This window comes from Bradyrhizobium sp. WSM1743 (genome assembly GCF_000473065.1).
GTDB lineage: Bacteria > Pseudomonadota > Alphaproteobacteria > Rhizobiales > Xanthobacteraceae > Bradyrhizobium.
Genome location: NZ_KI421492.1, coordinates 1 through 18,360, shown reverse-complemented (window position 1 = coordinate 18,360; position 18,360 = coordinate 1). Strand labels below are relative to the sequence as shown.

Sequence of the window (18,360 nt, the reverse complement as noted above, 5' to 3'; positions counted from 1 at the left end):
GGGCTCTCACTTGCAAGCGCGGAGAACGGGAACCCGGCGGGCCATGCCGCAGGGCGGGAAGAGTACGCAACGCAACAAAATAAGCATTTTCAAAGGGGTCACGCTACCGTTTTGTGCGCCACGGTTAATCGGGCAGCAAAACCTGCTTGCGGAAACGCCAAGAACGCTATTTTGAATGCGCTGCGGTATGAATTCGGTGCCCGGCCGATTGACATGCCTCAACGACGTTAACAGGATGGCCGACGAGACTGGCGATTGCTTTCCAGCCCCGCCTGCCCCTTCACAAGAACCTCAAGCCCCAGGAGATGCCCATGTCAGACGATGTCGTCATCGTCAGCGCCGCCCGCACCCCGGTCGGAAGCTTCAACGGAGCCTTCGCGACCCTTCCTGCCCATGACCTCGGCGCCATCGCCATCAAGGCCGCGCTGGAGCGCGGTGGCATCGAACCCGGCCGGGTCTCGGAAGTCATCATGGGCCAGATCCTGACCGCGGCTCAGGGCCAGAACCCGGCCCGCCAGGCTTCGATCGCCGCCGGTATTCCGGTGGAGAGTCCGGCCTGGGGCGTCAATCAGCTTTGCGGCTCGGGCCTGCGCACGGTTGCGCTCGGCTATCAGGCGCTGCTCAACGGCGATTCCGAGATCGTGGTCGCCGGCGGCCAGGAATCCATGAGCATGGCCCCGCACGCCCAGCACCTGCGCGGCGGCGTCAAGATGGGCGGTCTCGAGCTGGTCGACACCATGATCAAGGACGGCCTGTGGGATGCCTTCAACGGCTACCACATGGGCAACACCGCCGAGAACGTCGCGCGGCAGTGGCAGATCACGCGTGCCCAGCAGGACGAGTTCGCGGTCGCCTCGCAGCAGAAGGCGGAGGCCGCGCAGAAGGCCGGCAAGTTCAACGACGAGATCGTCCCCGTCACCATCAAGACCCGCAAGGGCGACGTGGTTGTCAGCGCCGACGAATATCCGCGTCACGGCGCCACGCTCGATGCGATGGCGAAGCTCAAGCCGGCCTTCGAGAAGGATGGCACGGTCACCGCGGGGTCGGCCTCCGGCATCAATGACGGCGCTGCCGCCGTGGTGCTGATGACCGCGAAGCAGGCCGCCAAGGAAGGCAAGAAGCCGCTCGCGCGCATCGTGTCGTGGGCTCAGGCCGGCGTCGATCCGAAGATCATGGGCTCGGGCCCGATCCCGGCCTCGCGTGCCGCGCTGAAGAAGGCCGGCTGGAGCGCCGGCGATCTCGACCTGATCGAGGCCAACGAAGCCTTCGCGGCACAGGCCTGCGCCGTCAACAAGGACCTCGGCTGGGACACCTCCAAGGTCAACGTCAATGGTGGCGCGATCGCGATCGGCCATCCGATTGGTGCCTCCGGCGCGCGCGTGCTGGTGACGCTGCTGCATGAGATGCAGAAGCGCGATTCGAAGAAGGGCCTGGCCACGCTGTGCATCGGCGGCGGCATGGGCATCGCCATGTGTGTGGCGCGCGACTGACGACGACCTGACACGCAGCTGACGCGTGCGCCGCACACGTCAGCGTGTGCGTTGCACGCGACTAAAAAAGCAGCGGTTGCAAATCAAATATTCTTCGCAACCCCGCAAGCCTCGACTAAAGAGAAACGCCCGGCTCACGCCGGGCGTTTTGTTCTTGATGTCCGTCAAACGTCCCGCATAATCCGTAGTTAAAAAAGATCACGTCAGAAACGTCCGAAGAGTCCAAGGGAAGGAATACGACATGGCACGTGTTGCACTGGTGACGGGTGGTACGCGGGGCATCGGAGCTGCGATCAGCAAGGCGCTGAAGGCGGCCGGCTACAAGGTCGCGGCAAGCTATGCCGGCAATGATGCGGCCGCGGAGAAATTCAAGGCCGAGACCGGCATCGCCGTCTACAAATGGGACGTCAGCAGTTTCGACGCCTGCGCCGACGGCGTGAAGAAGGTCGAGGCCGATCTCGGGCCGATCGAGGTGCTCGTCAACAATGCCGGCATCACCCGCGACACCGCCTTCCACAAGATGACGCTCGAGCAGTGGAACGCCGTCATCAACACCAATCTCGGCTCGCTGTTCAACATGACGCGCCAGGTCATCGAGGGCATGCGCGCGCGCAAGTTCGGCCGCATCATCTCGATCTCGTCGATCAACGGCCAGAAGGGGCAGTTCGGTCAGGTCAACTATTCCGCGGCGAAAGCCGGCGACATCGGCTTCACCAAGGCGCTCGCGCTCGAGAACGCCAAGGGCGGCATTACCGTCAATGCGATCTGCCCCGGCTACATCAACACCGAAATGGTGCAGGCGGTGCCGAAAGACGTTTTGGAGAAGAACGTGATTCCGCAGATCCCGGCCAGCCGGCTTGGCGAGCCCGAGGAGATTGCCCGCGCTGTCGTGTTCCTCGCGGCCGATGAGTCCGGCTTCATCACCGGCTCGACGCTGACGGTCAACGGTGGCCAGTACATGGTGTGATGCGATCGCATCACGCCGGCTGATATTTTCCACATCGTCATGCCCGGGCTTGTCCCGGGCATCATGCCCTGTCATTCCGGGGCGCCGCGACAGCGGCGAACTATGGTGCGCAATTGCGCACCTGAGAATCTCGAGATTCCGGGTCTGGCGCTATGCGCCATCCCGGAATGACAAGGGCTCCCTGGAATGACTCCCCGCACCGCCACGCTGATCGGATTGACCGCGATCCTGATGTGGTCGCTGCTCTCAGTGATGACGGTGGCGACCGGAAAGATTCCGGCGTTTCAGCTCGCTGCGATGACCTTCGCGATCGGCGGCATCGTCGGCCTGCTCACCTGGATCGGGCGGAGCGCGGCGGCGAAAAGCCTGCGGCAGCCGCCCGTCGTCTGGGTCGTCGGCGTCGGAGGCCTGTTCGGCTATCACGCATTGTATTTTCTCGCGTTGCGCTTCGCGCCGCCGGCTGAAGCCGGGCTTCTGAATTACCTGTGGCCGCTATTGATCGTGCTGTTCTCGTCATTTCTGCCCGGCGAGCGTCTGGCCGTGCACCACATCATCGGCGCCGTGCTCGGCCTCGTCGGGACCGTGCTGCTGTTCGCCGGCAACACCTCCGGCTTCGCGCCGGGCGCGGTGCCGGGATTGATCGCGGCCTTCATCGCCGCTTTCGTCTGGGCCAGCTATTCGGTGCTGTCCCGTCGATTGAAGGCGGTGCCGACCGATGCCGTCGCGGGTTTCTGTCTTGCCACGGCCATATTGGCCGCGCTGATGCATGGTTTGCTTGAAACCACGGTCTGGCCGGAGACCACAGTGCAATGGCTCTCGGTCATCGCACTCGGCATCGGCCCCGTCGGTGCTGCGTTTTACGCCTGGGACATCGGCATGAAGCGCGGCGACATCCGCGTGCTCGGCGCCGCCTCCTACGCGACGCCGCTGCTCTCGACCGGATTCCTCATCGCTGCCGGTTTTGCCAAGGCCAGCACCAACATCGCCATCGCCGCAATCCTGATCGCGGGCGGTGGCCTGATCGCGGCGAAGGACATGGTGCTGCGGAAGAGGTGACGGGAGCTACGGCTCCCAGCCCGCCGGCGCGAGCTCGAAGCCTGCGAACTCAAACGCGGGCGCCACGGTGCAGCCGACCAGCGTCCACTCGCCCGTGGTTTCCGCCATCTGCCAGGCATTCGCCGGCACGATGGCCTGCGGCCGCTCGCCGCTGACGAGGTCGGTGCCGAGCCGAACCTCGTGCTGTGAGCAGCCGTCGTGGGCGATGCGCAGCATCAAGGGGCTGCCGGCGTAATAGTGCCACGTCTCGACCGCATCGACGCGATGCCAGTGTGAGCGCTCGCCGCGTGCGAGCAGGAAGTAGATCAGGGTCGAGCGCGAACGCCCGTTGGCGTCCGTGGCCTGGTCGCGAAACGTTTCGCGGTAATGCCCGCCTTCGGGATGCGGTCGGAGTTCGAGGCGCGCGATGATCTCGGCTGCGGTCGGCATCGATCCCCGTCAGGATTTGTTCTTCAGGACTTGTTCTTGCGTTCGCGCAGCTCGCCGAATACCGCGGCGGGATCTGCGCCCTTCATGTGCAGCTTGGCCGCGACCGCCGGCTCATCGGCGCGCAGGAACACGTTTGCGCGCTTCTCGTCGCCCAGCAGCGAGGGAATGGTCGGCTTGTTGTCGGCCCGGAGCTTCGTCACTTCCGCTGCGCGCACCTGGAGCGCCGCATTGTCCGGCTCGATGGTGAGCGCGAACTTGACGTTGGACGCCGTGTATTCGTGGCCGCAATAGAGCTTGAAGTCGTCGGGCAGGGCGCGCAGCTTCAAAAGCGAATCCCACATCATCGGGTAGGTGCCTTCGAAGACTCGGCCGCAGCCGATCGAGAACAGCGTGTCGGCGGCGAACACCGTCTTCTCGGTGTCGAACACGTAGGAGATGTGGTCGAGCGTGTGGCCGGGCGTCTCCACGACCCGCGCCAGCAAATTGCCGATCTTGACCACGTCGGCATTGGCGACGCGCTGGTCGACATCTGCGATCTTCGTTGTCTTGTCGTGCGGCGCGACGACGCGGCAATTGTATCTCTGCTTGAGTTCGGCAACCCCGCCGACATGATCGCCATGATGATGGGTGATCAGGATATCAGTCAGCTGCCAGCCCTCGCGCTCCAGGGCCTTGAGGATGGGGCCGGCTTCCGGCGCGTCGATCGACGCCGTCGCTTTGGTTTCCACATCGTGGATCAGATAACCGAAATTGTCGTTTAAACAGGTGAAAGTACGAATTTCGGCGGCCATGTCATCTCCATCGCGCTCAGCCCCGGCAGACAAATATGGCGTTAACGTTGCGCAGGCAATGCAATATTCCGCGCGCAGGCGTGCCCTCGCGCATGTTACATTGCCGTCATGACCATCGACGTCGTCGACCTCCGCGAGTTCTATTCCCGCCGCCTCGGGATCGTGGCGCGGCAAATGATCAATCGCGGCATCAGGGAGCGCTGGCCCGGCGCCGAGGGCCAGCGCGTGCTCGGCATCGGCTACCCCACGCCCTATCTGGGGTTGTTCCGCGAGGACGCCGAGCGCTGCATCGCCTTCATGCCGGCGGCCCAGGGCGTCCTGAAATGGCCGACGGGCCGGCCGGCGCTGGCCTCGCTGGTCGACGAATTCTCGCTGCCGCTTCCTGACGCCGCGGTCGATCGCATCCTGCTGGTCCACGCGCTGGAGATGTCGGACGATCCGGCTGCGCTGCTGCGCGAGGTGTGGCGCGTGCTGTCGCCGTCGGGGCGCGTGATCGCCGTGATCCCGAACCGGCGCGGGGTGTGGACCCGCACCGACAGCACGCCGTTCGGTCACGGCCGGCCCTATTCACGCTCGCAGATCACCGAGCTGTTGCGCCAGACCTGGTTCACGCCGACCGCCTGGGGCGAGGCGCTGTTCATGCCGCCTTACGCCGGCGGCTGGGTGCTGAAATCGGCGCAGATGTGGGAGCGTGCGGGGGCGGCGCTGTCGCTGCCCTTTGCCGGCGTCCATATCGTGGAGGCGACCAAGCAGGTCTACCGCGCGATCCCCGCCAAGCGCGAGCGGGCGCGGCTGATTCCCTCGCTGGCCAAGCCCGTGCTGGTGCCGTCCTCGACGACAGTGACGCGTAGTTAGGCGCAAGCGTCGCCGGAAAGACGGTGCGCTCCCTCTCCCGCTTGCGGGAGAGGGGTGGGGAGAGAGCCTTCACCCGGCGCTTTGCGCCGACCTCTCCCGTAAGCAAGCGGGAGAGGTGCAACAGCGCCAATGCACATCTTCAGAAACAGATCGTCCCGGCGAGGCCGGGACGATCTAGATCATAAAATCAGAAGAATCTTACTCGCCCGGGGCGACCTCGTCGCTGGACGCGGCGGGAGCCGCTTCGCGCTCGGGACGCGGTCCATGCGGCCGGCGGCGCCGGCGCGGATAGCGCTCGCCGCCGCCACCGCCCTCGAAGCCGCCCTGACCGCCATTCACTTGCGGCTGCGCGCCGGTGATGAAGGACGGCAGGCGGTCGACACCGCCGGCATCGGCGATGACGGGCTGCGGCTGGTTCGCGGGTTGCGGCTGCGGCTGATATTGCGGCTGCGGACGATGCTCGCGTTCGCGGTGCTCACGCGGCTGCTGGTTGTCACGCTGATAGGGCGGCTGGTTGTCGCGCGGCTGATGATCACGCTGGTGGTGATCGCGCTGGCCGTCGCGGTCGCGCATGAAGGGCTGCTGTTGCGGCTGCGGGACGAAGCCCGGCTCCTGGCCGAAGGCCGAGAAATTCTCGCCGTCGTCCTCGCCGTCGTCGCTGCTGCTGACGGGCTCATCGCCGCGCGGTTGCTGGTTCTGGCGGAACTGCTCCTGGGCCGCCGCGATCAGGCGGAAATAATGCTCGGCGTGCTGGTAATAGTTCTCGGCTGCAACGGGGTCGCCGGACGAGCGCGCGTCCCGCGCAAGCTGGAGGTACTTTTCGGCGATGTGCGAAGCGGTGCCGCGAATCTTGATGTCGGGTCCGTTGGACTCGTAGACCCGGGTCATCGGGTTCTGGCCGCGCCGGTTGTTGTTATTGTTGTTGCGGTTGCGCATCCGCTGCTTGTTTTGACCGTTTCTCATGTCCTGCCTTTAATTCCAGCCCTAAAGGTTGCACGCATTACTGATTGCTAGGAGTGACCTGGTGACAGCGCCTCACACCTCTCGCGCGCACCGCGCGCAAGAGCGGATCGAACCCTGCCGATGTTCGTCGACCATCGCGTTCAACAAAGACGCGTTCCCCACCCGCCAGCATTCATTGCCAGCGAACCCATTCATTTCGCCTGCCGAAACAAGCCCAGCTTTCTTGCGTAAGTCTTCAAGCGCAATATCTGGCTTTCGTTCACGTTGCGGTCGGAGAGCAGCGCAGCTCCACTGGCCATCGCGCTCAACAGGACCTGCGGCTTGGAACCTTTAAATCAGTAAAGCTCTCGCCCGAGAGCCCGGCTTTCGCCCGTAGGTCTACGGGGCCGGCACCGATGTGTTGAACGGAACGTAGTCGTTCCCAGGCGATATTCCAAGAGGTATTTGCAGCCCAATCCGGCTTTTATGGGGGCATTTTTCGGGCCGAAACGGCCCGTAGGATACCCGCCAAATCGGCCTTGGGTGGCCTGTCCAGCGATAACGCGGCGCCCCTCATCAAGGTTTCAATATTTTGGGCCTGGCCCTGTCCGGCCTCGACGATCAGCGCGCCCCCGGGCGCGAGCCGTTCGGCTGCCTGCGGGATCAGGGCGCGGTAGGCGTCATATCCGTCATTGCCGCCGTCGAGCGCCAGATGCGGATCGTGCTCGCGCACCTCGATGCTCAATTTCGGAATCTCCCCCGAGGGAATATAGGGCGGGTTCGAGACGATGACGTCGAACGGGCCGCGGAGCGCCGCCGCATAGGAACAGGCGACGAAGGCGGCGCGACCGGCGAGGCCGAGCGCCGCGGCATTGTCCCTGGCGGTTCTGAGCGCGTTCTGGCTGAGATCGGTGCCGACTCCGAAAGCATCTGGAATTTCGTGCAGCAGCGCGAGCAGGATCGCGCCGGATCCGGTGCCGATGTCGGCGATGCGGGGCGGATGAGACGCCTGCCGCTCGCGAAAAAGCTCAAGCGCACGCTCGACCACCGTCTCGGTATCGGGGCGTGGAACCAGGGTTGCTTCCGACAGGCGGAATGGCAGGCCCCAGAATTCGCGTGTCCCGAGAATGCGCGCCACCGGCTCGCCAGCGATGCGGCGCTGTGCATGCTGCGCGAGCCGCGATGCTTCGGCCGCGGTGAGAGGACGGGCAGCCTGCGTGACGAGGCCGGTGAGGTCGAGGCCGAGCGCCGCGCTGATCAGGATGCGTGCGTCGAGCTCGGCTTCGTCGAGCTGTGCCGATTTCAGCTGTGCAGCCAGCGTACGCCGCGCGCGCTCGATGGATTGTCCGGCGAAAGGGTTGCTCACGCCTCAGGCCGCCGCGCCTTGCGCAGCGAGCTGTGCCGCCTGGTGCTCCGTCGTCAGTGCGTCGATCAATTCGCCCAGCGCTTCACCCGCGATCACCTGCGGCAGCTTGTAGAGCGTGAGGTTGATGCGATGGTCGGTGACGCGCCCTTGCGGAAAATTATAGGTGCGGATGCGCTCGGAGCGGTCTCCGGAGCCGACCTTCTCCTTGCGTTCGGCGGAGCGGGCCGCGTCGACGCGTTGCCGCTCGGCATCATAGATGCGCGAGCGCAGGATGTTCATGGCGGAGGCGCGGTTCTTGTGCTGCGAGCGGCTGTCCTGCATCATCACCACGATGCCGGTCGGGATATGGGTGATGCGGATCGCCGATTCGGTCTTGTTGACGTGCTGGCCGCCCGCGCCTTGCGCCCGCATGGTCTCGATGCGCAGATCCTCGTTCTTGATGTCGACGTCGACGTCCTCGACCTCCGGCAGCACGGCGACCGTTGCCGCAGAGGTGTGGATGCGTCCCTGCGTCTCGGTATCGGGCACGCGCTGCACGCGGTGCACGCCGGATTCGAATTTCAGCTTCGAGAATGCGCCGCGGCCCTGCACCTCCGCGATGATTTCCTTGTAGCCGCCGACCGTGCCTTCGCTCGCCGAGATCACCTCGACCTTCCAGCCTTGCAAGGCAGCGAAGCGCTCGTACATCCGGAACAGGTCGCCGGCGAACAGTGAGGCTTCATCGCCGCCGGTGCCGGCCCGGATTTCCAGCATCACGTTGCGGTCATCCATGGCGTCCTTGGGCAGCAGCGCGACGCGGATCTTCTGAACCAGCTCCTCGATTCTGGGCGTCAGCTCGTCGCGCTCTGCTTCCGCCATGCTCCGCATCTCGGCATCGGTCGCGGGATCGGCGATCAGCGCCTCGGCGTCGGCGAGCTCCTTGACGGCGGAACGATAGGCTTTCACCGCCTCGATCAGCGGCGTGATCTCGGCGAGCTCGCGCGTGATCTGCACATAGCGCTCGGAGGCGAGCTGTCCGAGCGATTCAGCCTCGAGCGAGGCGTGATGCGCGAGCAGGACGTCCAGTTTGGCTTCGGGGAGTGACGACATCGGTTCAGTCTCAAATGGCGGAAGGAGGCGAGGCGGCAGGAAGCAGCGACAGGTCCGCTACAACGCCAAGCCTTCGGCCTCCGCAAATTCCGTCAGCTTTTGCCGGATCGAGACGCTGCCCGCCGGCGCATCCAGCAGAGGGGTGAGCATGGCTTCGGCCTTCTTGGCGTCGAGGTCGAGCACCATCGCCTTGACCGGGCCGAGTGCAGTCGCCGAGAGCGACAGCGAGCGGTAGCCCAGCGCGATCAGCGCCAGCGCGCCGATCGGCTTGGACGCCATCTCGCCGCAGAGCGAGAGCGACTTCTGCGCCGCGTGCGCCTTGCGCGCGATGTCGCGCAGCGCGCGCAGGATCGGTGCCGACATGGTGTCGAAGCGCTCGGACACCTTGGCATTGCCGCGGTCGACCGCGAACAGGAACTGGAACAGGTCGTTGGAGCCGACCGAGATGAAGTCGACCTTCTTCAGCAGCTCGTCGAGCTGATAGAGCAGCGCGGGGACCTCGACCATGGTGCCGATGTCGATTCTTTCAGGCAGCGTGTGGCCGTGCTGGCGCAAATATGTGAGCTCGCGCTCGACCAGCGCCTTGGCTGCGTCGAATTCGGCGACCTCCGAGATCATCGGGAACATGATGCGCAGTGCGCGGCCGCCGCCGGCGCGCAGCAGCGCGCGGATCTGGCCGCGCAACAGGCCAGGGCGATCCAGCCCGAGCCGGATCGCCCGCCATCCGAGCGCGGGATTTTCCTCGATCACCGCTTCCATATAGGGCAGCGCCTTGTCGCCTCCGATATCGAGGGTGCGGAAGGTGACGGGCTTGCTGCCGGCGGCATCAAGCACGGTGCGATAAAGCGCGAGCTGGTCGCTGGTGCGCGGCAGGCTCTGGCCGACCATGAATTGCAGCTCGGTGCGGAACAGGCCGATGCCGGCGCTGCCGGTGTCCTCGATATGCGGCAGATCGATGGCCAACCCGGCGTTGATCATCAGCTCGACCCCCTGGCCGTCCTTGGTGACGCAGGGCCGGTCGCGCAGCGCCAGATACTGCGCCTGGCGGCGGGCGCGGAAGCGCACGCGCTCGGCGAAGGCCGCCTCGATTTCCTGCGACGGGCGCACATAGATCGAGCCGGAGGTGCCGTCGACGATGATGGCATCGCCGGGATCGGCGATGCCGGGCGCGTTCGGCACCTCGCCGACGGCGGGAATGCCGAGCGCGCGCGCCACGATCGAGACGTGGGAATTGGCGGTGCCTTCCTCGAGCACGATGCCGCGCAGGCGCTTGCGGTCGTAGTCGAGCAGCGCCGCCGGACCCATCGCGCGGGCGATGACGATGGCGTTGTCGGGCAATTGCTCGCGCGAAGGCGCATGGTCCTGTCCGACCAGTTGCCGCATCAGGCGGTAGCCGAGATCCTCGAGGTCATGCAGGCGGTCGCGCAGATAGGGATCGGTCGAGCGCAGCATGCGCGCGCGGGTGTCGGACTGCACGCGCTCGACGGCGGCTTCCGCGGTGAGGCCGGTGGCAACCGCCTCGTGCAGCTTGTGCGACCAGCCCTGGTCGTTGGCGAACATGCGGTAGGCTTCCAGCACCTCGCGATGCTCGCCGCCATCGGCGACGTCGCCGCGCTCCAGCATGCGGTCGAGGTCGGAGCGCAGCTTGGCCAGTGCGCCGTCGAGCCGCTTGATCTCCCTCGGCAGGTCTTCGGCGATGTAGTCCTTGATGACGACGCGCGGCTCGTGCAGCACGACATGGCCGAGCGCGATGCCTTCCGAGAGGATGGCGCCGACCTTCTGCGCGGAATGGCGCGCGGCCGGTTCCAGGCCGGGCTTGGCGAGCGCAGACAGCTCGCCAGAGGCGATCAGCTCCGCCAGCACCATGGCGGTGGTTTGCAGCGCCTCGAGCTCCTCCTCGACATAGTTGCGCTTGGCGCGATTCTGCACCACCAGCACGCCGAGCGTGTTGCCGGCGCGCAGGATTGGCACGCCGAGGAACGAATGGTAGATTTCTTCGCCGGTTTCGGGGCGGAATGAGAACGCCGGGTGGCTCTGCGCATCGCTGAGGTTGAGCGGCGTCGCCTCGCTGGCGACGAGGCCGACGAGGCCCTCATGAGCGCTGAGCACGGTGTTGTGCACCGCCTCGCGGTTGAGGCCTTCGGTGGCATAAAGCTCGAGCGTGTTGTCGACGCGCAGCACATAGACCGAGCACACCTCGGCCACCATGTTGGCGGCGATCAGCACCACGATCTTGTCCAGCCGCTCCTGGGCCGAGACCTGCTCCGCCATGGTTTCGCGGAGCCGTCTCAACAAGACGCGGGGACCTCCCGACGCGCTCCGCATGAACCGTCAATCTCCTCCGTCTGCCGGGCCCGGCGGTATCGGCCGGCGGCTGGCCCAAAATTCCAGAAAAACAACCAAATTGTTTGTCCGGCGCAGGCGCAAGCTCAAAATCTACCCGAGATTTGGCGCTTGTACCGAATCAGCGCCGCCTGAACTGGGACACAGTCTGCGGCAGCCCACCCTGTCCGCCGTATAGCGAATTGAGGCTTGTTTTGCCAAGCAAAACGCCTGCCAAACGCGAAGGTGTGTATACCTTCGCGTTTGCTGCGACCGCTAAGAGAAAATTAGCCCAGGCATGGTCCGGAAAAGTGCGAAGCGGTTTTCCGGAAAGACCATGCTCAAACGACAATCTGAAGCGCGACGAGGGTCGCGCTTCAGGCCTGATCGAGGCCGTAGAGCGTGTGCAGCGTGCGCACCGCAAGCTCGGTATAGGCGGTATCGATCAAGACCGAGAATTTGATCTCGGAGGTTGTAATGGCCCGGATGTTGATGTTCCGCCCCGCAAGGGCCGAGAACGCCTGGGCGGCGACGCCGGCGTGGCTGCGCATGCCGCTGCCGATCACCGAGATCTTGGCGACGTCGGTGGCGGTATCGAGCCGTGCATAGCCGATCTTGGCCTTGGCCGCGGTAATCGTATCCTTGGCGCGGGTGTAGTCGGCCGCCGGCACCGTGAAGGTGAGGTCGGTGGTCTTGCCGTCCTCGGAAACATTCTGCACGATCATGTCGACGTTGATGTTGGCATCCGCCAGCGGGCCGAAGATCGAGGCCGCAACGCCAGGCTTGTCCTCGATCTGGCGCACCGAGATCTGGGCCTCGTCCTTCGAAAAGGCGATGCCGGTGACGACGTGGCTTTCCATGATCTCCTCCTCGCTGCAGATCAGCGTGCCGGGCGGCTGGTTGGCATGCGGGTCAATATCCTCGGGCTTGTCGAAGCTCGATCGGACGAAGATCGGCATGTTGTGGACCATGCCGAGTTCCACCGAGCGGACCTGGAGCACTTTGGCGCCCTGCGAGGCCAGTTCCAGCATGTCTTCGAACGCGATCTTGTCGAGTCTCTTGGCCTTCGGCACGATTCGCGGGTCGGTGGTGTAGACGCCGTCGACGTCGGTGTAGATGTCGCAACGGTCCGCCTTGACGGCGGCGGCGATCGCCACGGCCGAGGTGTCGGAGCCGCCACGGCCGAGCGTGGTGATGCGACCCGTCTCGGGGTTGATGCCCTGGAAGCCGGCGATGACCGCGACCTCCTTGCGCTCCCTAAAGCGCTTGATGATCTCGCTGCCGTCGATGTCCTCGATCCGGGCCGAGGCATGGGCGTCGCTGGTCTTGATCGGGATCTGCCAACCCTGCCAGGAGCGGGCCTGGATGCCCATGCCCTGGAGCAAGATGGCAAGGAGGCCGGACGTGACCTGTTCGCCGGAGGCGACCACGGCGTCGTATTCGCGCGCGTCATGCATCGGCGAAGCCTCGGTGCACCAGGCGACCAGCTCGTTGGTCTTGCCGGCCATGGCGGAGACGACCACGGCCACTTCATGGCCGGCGTCGACCTCACGCTTCACATGGCGTGCGACGTTGCGGATACGTTCGATGTTGGCGACGGACGTGCCGCCGAATTTCATCACGAGGCGGCTCATGACGACGCGTGCATTCCTTCATAAGGATCAGTATGGTGACCCGCACTGGACGTGCCTCGCGGACACCGACCGCGCGTATACAGAGCGGCGGGGCCGGGGGCAAGCGGGTTCCTGCGGGGCAGGGTGCGGGGTAGTGGGTTAACCGAGGTCATGGCGCGCTATATCGACGAGATCCTGCAACCGGGCGAGCGGGTGCTGTATTCGACCAATGCGCACTGGATCTTCTATTTCCCGGCCATCGTGGCCTGGATCGTGGCGCTGGCCCTGCTCATCCTGTCGCGGCAGGCCACCGCCGACGGGCTCGTTTTGCTTTGCCTCGTCGCCTCTGGTCTCGTGGCCCTGGCGGCCTTGTACTGGACCATCAAGGGCTGGTTCCATCGGTTCACCACCGAGACCGACGTCACCAACCTCAGGGTCGTGCACAAGACCGGGTTCATCAAGCGCCGCACGTTTGAGATGGCGCTGGACAAGGTCGAGAGCGTCGACGTCGATCAGACCATTCTTGGACGTATTCTCAATTACGGCGACGTGACGATACGCGGCGTCGGCGAGGGGATCGAGACGATCAAGACCATCGCCTCGCCGCTGGCTTTCCGTAGTTCGATCACCACGCGGTAGGACCGCGCGTAACCATGAGCATGCAGCAAAATACTTCCCTCTCCGCCCAGCCGGGCTCGACCGTCGACGCCGCCGAGATCGCGAAATTCTCAAAACTCTCGGCGGAGTGGTGGGACCCCAAGGGCAAGATGGCGCCGCTGCACCGGATCAACCCGCTGCGGCTCGGCTACATCCGCGACGCTGCCTGCCGCAAGTTCGAGCGCAACGTCCGCAGCCTCAATTGCCTCGGGGGTCTCCGCGTGCTCGACATCGGTTGCGGGGCCGGCCTGCTCTGCGAGCCGCTGTCGCGCCTGGGGGCCCAGGTCGTCGGCATCGACCCTTCGGCGAGCAACATCGCGGCGGCGAAGCTGCACGCCGACAAGAGCCATCTGGCGATCGACTATCGCTGCACCACGGTGGAGGAGATCGACCCGCGCGAGCGCTTCGACATCGTGTTGGCGATGGAGGTGGTCGAGCACGTCACCGACGTGGGCATCTTCCTGAAGCGCTGCGCCACGATGCTGAAGCCGAACGGCCTGATGGTGGTCTCGACGCTGAACCGCAACTGGAAGAGCTTCGCCCTCGCCATCGTCGGCGCCGAATACGTCCTGCGCTGGCTGCCGCGCGGCACCCACGAATGGAACAAGTTCGTCACCCCCGACGAGCTGACCAAATATCTGCTCGACAACCGCCTCGTCATCACCGAGCAGGCCGGCGTCGTCTACTCACCCTTCGCCGACAAATGGTCGCTCTCGTCGGACATGGACGTGAACTACATGGTGGTGGCCGAAGCGATGGTGTGAAGGCTCAGTGAGGCGTAAGCATCGCTCCTATGACGTGGGCGTGATTGACCTGCTTCACCGCTAACTGCAGGTTGGACAAAGTCTCAAGCTCTCCGCCCAACCCCCATGTTCACCATCGCCAGCCTCTGGATTCCCTTCACCGTCATTGCCGCGCTGGGCCAAGTCGCGCGCAATGCGATGCAGCGGTCGTTGACGAAGCCGCTGGGGACCTGGGGCGCGACCAATATCCGCTTCCTGTTTGGCTTCCCGTTCTCGCTGCTGTTCCTGGGCGTGGTCCTGGTCGCGACTGGCGATCATCTGAGCGCACCGCCGGCCGTGTTCTGGCCTTGGCTGCTGCTCGGCGCGCTCAGCCAGATCGTGGCGACCGGCCTGATGCTGCTCGCAATGAACGACCGCTCTTTTGTCGTGACGACGGCTTACCTGAAGACCGAAGCGATCCAGACCGCGATCTTCGGCTTCGTCTTCCTCGGCGATCACCTGACCTGGCTGAAGGTGCTGGCGATCGTGATCGCGACCGTCGGCGTCGTCATCACCGCGCTACGCCCTGGCGGCGAGAAGAGCTTTGCCGAGCTGAAGCCGACCATTACCGGTCTCGTCGCCGCGGCGGCGTTCGCGCTCTCCGCGGTCGGTTTTCGCGGCGCCATCATCACGGTGCCGGACGTGTCGTTCGTGACGGCCTCATCGTTCACGCTGGTGCTCGGCCTGTTCGTGCAGACGCTGGTGCTGACGATCTATCTGCTCTGGCGCGCGCCAGACGTGTTGCGGGGAATCCTTAGGTTATGGCGGCCGTCGATGCTGGCGGGCTTCACGGGCGCCTTCGCCTCGCAATTCTGGTTCCTGGCGTTCGCGCTGACGGCCGCCGCCAATGTCCGCACGCTCGCGCTGATCGAGGTGCTGTTCGCGCAAGCAGTGGCCTACTACTCGTTCAAGCAGCCGATCGCGCCGCGCGAGATTTTTGGCATCGCGCTGATCGTGCTGGGCGTAGCGTTGCTGGTGGGGGCTTAGCTGGCTGTCATTCCGGGGCGCCCGAAGGGCGAACCCGGAATCTCGAGATCCCCGATGCGCAATTGCGCATCTGAGGTCTGGTCCTTCGGACCATCCCGGGATGACGCGCTTTGCGCGTCAGTTCCGGTCTTCCGGCAGCGTCGGCAGTGGCGAGACCTCGATGCCTTCGTCGATCAGCGACTTCGCCTCTTCCGGCGAGGCCTCGCCGTAGATCGGACGGTGCTCCTTGTCGCCGTAATGCATGGCGCGGGCCTCGTTGGCAAAACGGTCGCCGACATTGTCCGCGTTCTTGACGATGTGATCGCGCAGCTCCTTCAGCTTCGCGCGCAGCTCGCGCTCCTGCGCCATCAGCAGCGAGGTCGGTCCGGACGGTGCAGCGTCGGGCGTCGCGGCCGTGGTGGCCGGTTCGGGCGATAGCGCCGCGCGCCCCTTCTTGCCGACGATGCGCGGCGCCATGATCGCCTTGTCGACCTTGGCTGAGCCGCAGATCGGGCAGGTCACGAGCTTCCGCTTCACCTGCGAATCATAGGCCGACGAGCTCTGGAACCAGCTCTCGAAGTCGTGGTCGCGGTCGCAGCGAAGCGCGTAGCGGATCATGCCGAGCCCCGCACGAGGTGCAAATGGTCCGGCCCCGCCTTGGGATCGGAGACGCCGAAGCGACGGCCGTGCTGGAGCGATGGAATAGCCCGGCGCGCCGTTTCGACCTTGGCCGGATCGATCTTGGCCATGATGATGCCGGGCTCGACATCACCCTCGGCGAGGATCTCGCCCCAGGGATCGATGATCAGCGAGTGGCCATAGGTCTCGCGCTTGTTCTCGTGCAGGCCGGCCTGGGCTGCAGCGAAGACGAAACAGCCGGTCTCGATCGCCCGTGCACGCAGCAGCACGTGCCAATGCGCTTCGCCGGTCTTGCGGGTGAAGGCGGACGGCACCGTGATGAAATACGCGCCGCTCTCGGCGAGCGCGCGGTACAGCGCGGGGAAGCGCAAATCGTAGCAGATCGTCAGCCCGATGCGGCCCCAGGGCAGATCCGAGATCACGGCGGTCTCGCCCGGCTGGTAATTGGCGGATTCGCGATAGCTCTCGCCGTCTGGCAGCTCGATGTCGAACATGTGGATCTTGTCGTAGCTCGCGAGCACATCGCCCTCGGGCCCGATCAGGAAGGAGCGGTTGACCGCCTTCTCCGGCGAGAAGCGCAGCGCCAGCGAGCCGACATGGAGGTGAATCTTCAGCTCCGCCGCGAGCGCCCGGTAGGCCTTCAGCGAGGTGTCGTCCTCCTCGCTCTGCAGATGCTCGAACAATGCCTTACGGTTCAGCTGCATCATGTTGCTGACTTCGGGCGTCTGCACGTAGTCGGCGCCATTGGCAGCAGCCTGCCGGATCAGCCTCGTTGCCTGTTCGAGGCTCGGCCCGGGCATCAGGCCGGTGCGCAGTTGCACCATGGCGGCGGTGAAGGTGCGATTCTCGCTCATGAGGCGGCCCTGATGCTTTCGAGCATGCCGTCGAGCTTGCCTTCGCGGTCGAGCGCATAGAGGTCGTCACAGCCGCCGACATGGGTGCTGCCGATCCAGATCTGCGGGAATGTCGAACCTTGGCCGGCGCGGCCGTACATTTCCTGGCGCCAGGACGGGTTCTTGGCGACGTCGAATTCGGTGAAGCTCGCCTTCTTGCGGGTCAGCAGCGACTTGGCGGCGGAACAATAGCCGCAGCCCGGCCTGGTATAGATCTCGACAGCAGCAGTCATCTCGTCTGGCGCTCTCATGTCATGAATTCATTGAATTATATGGGACTTCACCTGATCTCCACAACCCGGGCGAACACCAGCACGTCGACCTGGGCCGCCTTGGCGCGAAGTAAGACACGCGCGCAGGCATCCAATGTCGCACCCGAGGTCAGGACATCGTCGATCAGGACAATGCGGCGACCCTGGACCGCGGCCTGACGGTCGGCAGATACCTGGAATGCGCCCTGCACATTGGTGGCGCGCTGGGCCCGCGACAGGCCGATCTGCTGCTCGGTCGCACGCACCCGCCGCAGCACGTCGCCCCGCGCCTTGACCCCGCTCTGCCGCTCGATGATGCGCGCCAGCGCTCCGGACTGGTTGTAGCGGCGGCGCCAGGCTCGCCGCCAATGCAGAGGCACAGGCACCAGCATGTCGGCGCCAGCGAGCAACTCGCTGCCGGCCCGTGCCATCCAGCGGCCCATGGCCGGCGCCAGATCGGTGCGGTCCTGGTATTTGAGCGCATGCACCAGCGTGCGCGCGACGTCGTCATAGCGCACCGCGGCGCGGGCGCGCTGGTAGGCCGGCGGGCTCGCAATCGCCTCCATCGACAGCATGTCGGAGCCGGGATCATAGACGAAGGGAATGCCGAGCCGCGGGCAATAGGGCCGTTCGATGAACGACAGCCGCGCCCAGCACGAAGCGCAAACGCCTTCGCCGTCCACCGGCTCGCGGCAGGACACGCACAGTGTCGGCAGCGCGATGTCCAGGGCAAGTCGTGCTGCGCGCGCCAGCATGTGGCGGCCGGCGGTCCATGCGGCTCGCAGCGGTGCAGGGATGGAACGGGGAGGGGCAGTGTCGGCTTCCATGAGGAGAGGCTAGCGTTCCGCTCGACAGTGCTCAAGCCACGCCCTCGTGCCCCGGACGCAGCGCAGCGCTTCCCCGGCGGTGCGAAGCATCGTCCGGTGCAGCGGTGCGCTGCTGAGCCGGGACCCATCTCACCGCGACCTGCTGGGCATTCCCTGTTGGGGTGGACGGCCCCCCGACGGCATCAGTGTGCCAGAATGAGGTCGGTTTAGATCTCAGACAAGGGAGCCGTCCGTGAGCGAGGTTATCCGAATTGGAGTGGATACGTCCAAGAGTGTTTTCCAGCTGCATGGGGTTGACGCAGCGGAGCAACCGGTGCTGCGCAAGAAACTGCGCCGGCGTGACATGCTGGCCTTCTTCGCACGGCTGCCGGCGACGAAGGTCGGGATGGAAGCCTGCGGCGGGGCGCATTACTGGGCGCGGGAAC

The 18,360-nt window shown here is 65.2% G+C and carries 18 protein-coding genes and 1 pseudogene; 8 read left to right on the top strand and 11 right to left on the bottom strand.

Annotated elements, in window-relative coordinates:
* Positions 1-311: 311 nt before the first annotated feature.
* The 3 genes from YU9_RS0138480 to YU9_RS0138470 all read left to right on the top strand — a co-directional run bounded on the left by YU9_RS0138480 (position 312) and on the right by YU9_RS0138470 (position 3,513).
* Positions 312-1,490 carry an acetyl-CoA C-acetyltransferase gene (locus YU9_RS0138480; protein WP_027577425.1) on the top strand — a complete coding sequence of 393 codons (1,179 nt, stop codon included), beginning with the start codon at positions 312-314 and terminating at the stop codon, positions 1,488-1,490.
* A 241-nt stretch (positions 1,491-1,731) separates the two neighbouring features.
* Positions 1,732-2,457: an acetoacetyl-CoA reductase gene (phbB, locus tag YU9_RS0138475; RefSeq protein WP_027577424.1), complete on the top strand. Its 726-nt coding sequence runs from the start codon at positions 1,732-1,734 to the stop codon at positions 2,455-2,457.
* Between the two features lie 186 nt (positions 2,458-2,643).
* Positions 2,644-3,513 carry a DMT family transporter gene (locus YU9_RS0138470; RefSeq protein ID WP_027577423.1) on the top strand — a complete coding sequence of 290 codons (870 nt, stop codon included), beginning with the start codon at positions 2,644-2,646 and terminating at the stop codon, positions 3,511-3,513.
* A 6-nt stretch (positions 3,514-3,519) separates the two neighbouring features.
* On the opposite strand, the gene YU9_RS0138465 is transcribed toward YU9_RS0138470, so the two are convergent.
* Positions 3,520-3,942, bottom strand: coding sequence for a cupin domain-containing protein (locus tag YU9_RS0138465; protein ID WP_027577422.1), 423 nt, complete (start codon positions 3,940-3,942; stop codon positions 3,520-3,522).
* 23 nt (positions 3,943-3,965) lie between these two features.
* Positions 3,966-4,733, bottom strand: coding sequence for a hydroxyacylglutathione hydrolase (gene gloB, locus YU9_RS0138460; protein WP_027577421.1), 768 nt, complete (start codon positions 4,731-4,733; stop codon positions 3,966-3,968).
* A 108-nt stretch (positions 4,734-4,841) separates the two neighbouring features.
* On the opposite strand from gloB, the gene YU9_RS0138455 reads away from it, so the two are divergent.
* Entirely contained in the window at positions 4,842-5,588 is a 747-nt protein-coding gene (locus tag YU9_RS0138455; RefSeq protein ID WP_027577420.1) for a methyltransferase domain-containing protein, read from the top strand.
* Between the two features lie 198 nt (positions 5,589-5,786).
* Here YU9_RS0138455 and YU9_RS0138450 read toward each other — a convergent pair whose 3' ends face one another.
* The 5 genes from YU9_RS0138450 to YU9_RS0138430 form a co-directional block, all read right to left on the bottom strand.
* A complete protein-coding gene (locus YU9_RS0138450; RefSeq protein ID WP_027577419.1) occupies positions 5,787-6,551 on the bottom strand; it encodes a DUF4167 domain-containing protein in 765 nt (254 codons plus the stop codon).
* A gap of 463 nt (positions 6,552-7,014) precedes the next feature.
* Positions 7,015-7,896: a peptide chain release factor N(5)-glutamine methyltransferase gene (gene prmC / locus YU9_RS0138445; protein ID WP_027577418.1), complete on the bottom strand. Its 882-nt coding sequence runs from the start codon at positions 7,894-7,896 to the stop codon at positions 7,015-7,017.
* Positions 7,897-7,899: 3 nt separating this feature from the next.
* Positions 7,900-8,985, bottom strand: coding sequence for a peptide chain release factor 1 (gene prfA / locus YU9_RS0138440; protein ID WP_027577417.1), 1,086 nt, complete (start codon positions 8,983-8,985; stop codon positions 7,900-7,902).
* A gap of 57 nt (positions 8,986-9,042) precedes the next feature.
* Entirely contained in the window at positions 9,043-11,310 is a 2,268-nt protein-coding gene (gene ptsP, locus YU9_RS0138435) for a phosphoenolpyruvate--protein phosphotransferase (protein ID WP_027577416.1), read from the bottom strand.
* 374 nt (positions 11,311-11,684) lie between these two features.
* Positions 11,685-12,941: an aspartate kinase gene (locus YU9_RS0138430; RefSeq protein WP_027577415.1), complete on the bottom strand. Its 1,257-nt coding sequence runs from the start codon at positions 12,939-12,941 to the stop codon at positions 11,685-11,687.
* A 150-nt stretch (positions 12,942-13,091) separates the two neighbouring features.
* On the opposite strand from YU9_RS0138430, the gene YU9_RS0138425 reads away from it, so the two are divergent.
* From YU9_RS0138425 to YU9_RS0138415, 3 genes are all read left to right on the top strand, one after another.
* Positions 13,092-13,559 (top strand): PH domain-containing protein, encoded by a 468-nt coding sequence (locus tag YU9_RS0138425; protein WP_027577414.1) that lies wholly within the window; start codon positions 13,092-13,094, stop codon positions 13,557-13,559.
* A gap of 14 nt (positions 13,560-13,573) precedes the next feature.
* Positions 13,574-14,341, top strand: a complete 768-nt coding sequence (gene ubiG, locus YU9_RS0138420) for a bifunctional 2-polyprenyl-6-hydroxyphenol methylase/3-demethylubiquinol 3-O-methyltransferase UbiG (RefSeq protein WP_027577413.1) — start codon at positions 13,574-13,576, stop codon at positions 14,339-14,341.
* Between the two features lie 105 nt (positions 14,342-14,446).
* Entirely contained in the window at positions 14,447-15,346 is a 900-nt protein-coding gene (locus tag YU9_RS0138415; protein ID WP_027577412.1) for an EamA family transporter, read from the top strand.
* A gap of 117 nt (positions 15,347-15,463) precedes the next feature.
* Here the strand turns inward: YU9_RS0138415 and YU9_RS0138410 are convergent, their stop codons facing one another.
* The 4 genes from YU9_RS0138410 to YU9_RS0138395 are packed head-to-tail and all read right to left on the bottom strand — an operon-like array spanning position 15,464 to position 17,935.
* Positions 15,464-15,943 carry a DUF1178 family protein gene (locus tag YU9_RS0138410; RefSeq protein ID WP_027577411.1) on the bottom strand — a complete coding sequence of 160 codons (480 nt, stop codon included), beginning with the start codon at positions 15,941-15,943 and terminating at the stop codon, positions 15,464-15,466.
* Complete coding sequence (locus YU9_RS0138405) at positions 15,940-16,818, bottom strand: carbon-nitrogen hydrolase family protein (protein WP_027577410.1); 879 nt, start codon at positions 16,816-16,818, stop codon at positions 15,940-15,942. Before YU9_RS0138405 ends, YU9_RS0138410 begins: the two co-directional genes overlap by 4 nt.
* Positions 16,815-17,090 (bottom strand): glutaredoxin 3, encoded by a 276-nt coding sequence (grxC, locus tag YU9_RS0138400; RefSeq protein WP_027577409.1) that lies wholly within the window; start codon positions 17,088-17,090, stop codon positions 16,815-16,817. The genes YU9_RS0138405 and grxC overlap by 4 nt, the downstream gene beginning before the upstream one ends.
* 47 nt (positions 17,091-17,137) lie before the next feature.
* Entirely contained in the window at positions 17,138-17,935 is a 798-nt protein-coding gene (locus tag YU9_RS0138395; protein WP_027577408.1) for a ComF family protein, read from the bottom strand.
* Between the two features lie 232 nt (positions 17,936-18,167).
* Here YU9_RS0138395 and YU9_RS47010 point away from each other — a divergent pair.
* A pseudogene (locus YU9_RS47010) lies at positions 18,168-18,360 on the top strand (IS110 family transposase); the annotation flags it as partial.